Annotated in this window: 1 protein-coding gene; it reads left to right on the top strand. The window is 72.8% G+C overall.

The window, feature by feature from the left end:
- Positions 1-94: 94 nt before the first annotated feature.
- A partial coding sequence (nth, locus tag FNQ90_RS25165) for an endonuclease III (RefSeq protein ID WP_182608424.1) occupies positions 95-880 on the top strand: 786 nt, incomplete at its 3' end.

Below are 880 nucleotides of genomic sequence, written 5' to 3'. Positions count from 1 at the left end.
CCCGCCGGGGCCCGGCCGGTCCTCCGCCGGGAACCGGCCCGATCCCCTCTGTTTCCACCTCCGCGGGCACCACCCGGCCCGTAATCTGGAGCGCATGTCACAGCGCAACAGCACGGCCGGCGGGGGCCGCAAGCCGGAGACCCGACTCGCGATGGTACGCCGGGCCCGCCGGATCAACCGCGAGCTGGCCGAGGTCTTCGACTACGCCCACCCGGAGCTGGACTTCCGCAACCCCTTCGAGTTGCTGGTCGCCACCGTGCTGTCCGCACAGACCACCGACCTGCGGGTCAACCGCACCACACCGGCCCTCTTCGCCGCCTACCCGGACCCCGCCTCGATGGCCGCCGCCGCCCCGGAGAAGCTGGAGGAGCTGATCCGCCCCACCGGCTTCTTCCGCAACAAGGCGAAGTCGCTGCTCGGCCTCTCCGCGATGCTCCGGGACGAGTTCGACGGCGAGGTGCCCGGCCGGCTCGAGGACCTGGTGAGACTGCCGGGCGTGGGCCGCAAGACGGCCTTCGTCGTCCTGGGCAACGCCTTCGGCGTCCCCGGCCTGACCGTGGACACCCACTTCGGCCGCCTGGTGCGCCGCTGGCGGCTGACCGAGGCCACCGACCCGGACCGGGTGGAGGCCGAGATCGCGGAGATCATCCCGAAGAAGGAATGGACCGACTGGTCCCACCGCGTCATCTTCCACGGCCGCCGCATCTGCCACGCCCGCAAGCCCGCCTGCGGCGCGTGCCCGATCACCCACCTGTGCCCGGCGTACGGGGAGGGCGAGACCGACCCGGAGAAGGCGAGGAAGCTCCTGAAGTACGAGATGGCGGGGCTGCCCGGGCAGCGGTTGCGGCCCCCGGAGAACTTCCCCGGGCCGGCCGCGGCC

The sequence above is a fragment of the Streptomyces alkaliphilus genome (assembly GCF_014141535.1).
GTDB classification, from domain to species: Bacteria; Actinomycetota; Actinomycetes; order Streptomycetales; family Streptomycetaceae; genus Streptomyces; species Streptomyces alkaliphilus.
The sequence above is the reverse complement of the archived record's forward strand: the minus strand, read 5'-3'. Positions and strand labels throughout refer to the sequence as shown.